1 protein-coding gene is annotated in these 657 nt (G+C 40.3%); it reads left to right on the top strand.

Translation table 11 applies throughout. The features are described from left to right. Positions 1 to 303: 303 nt before the first annotated feature. A partial coding sequence (locus ABD915_RS10075) for an Arm DNA-binding domain-containing protein (protein ID WP_345117833.1) occupies positions 304 to 657 on the top strand: 354 nt, incomplete at its 3' end.

Here is a 657-nt window from a genome sequence, read left to right as displayed (position 1 = left end):
TCTCAAATTCTTCATAATCGCTCAGCAAAATCATGACATAAGATCCGCGTTTAATGAGAGGACTCACAAGCCTTGGGTTCTTAAGCTCAAGGCAATCCTTTAAAGGTTGCGTCTAACGGTATCCTTGGGCAAGACATTGATTTATAATAATAATCTACCGTTATTCATATTGAATGAGAATCCCGAATAACGTAAGATTCCCTTATTTCAAACTTGCTTATCTTGAATCAATCAAAAGCACTCATTTGCACATCAAAAGCGGGATGAGTGTGTGGATCAAATTTGTATAAGAAAGGAGTAAAAATGGTCCTTATGAACCGTCTTAATGCAAGATCTGTCGCAACATTGGGGGCTGGTAAATATAATGATGGTGCCGGCTTGTTACTTCATAAGCGTAAAGATGGGGGTGCTCAATGGATTTATCGTTATACCATTCATGGACGCCGTCGCGAAATGGGCTTGGGTGCCTTAAGAGATGTTTCTTTAAAACAAGCCCGTGAATTGGCAACGGGGTGGCGTTCTATTCTTCGTGAGGGGCGTGACCCCATTAAAGAACGTGAGAAACAAAAGCGTGAAGCAATAAGCAATCTCCATTATTTAAAAGATATTGCACTAGATGCTTTTGAAAGCCGTAAAGCTGAATTAAAAGGGGATGGT

Origin of the sequence: Bartonella jaculi (genome assembly GCF_039543045.1) — a bacterium.
GTDB lineage: Bacteria > Pseudomonadota > Alphaproteobacteria > Rhizobiales > Rhizobiaceae > Bartonella > Bartonella jaculi.
This window is presented reverse-complemented; position numbering and strand designations above follow the sequence as displayed.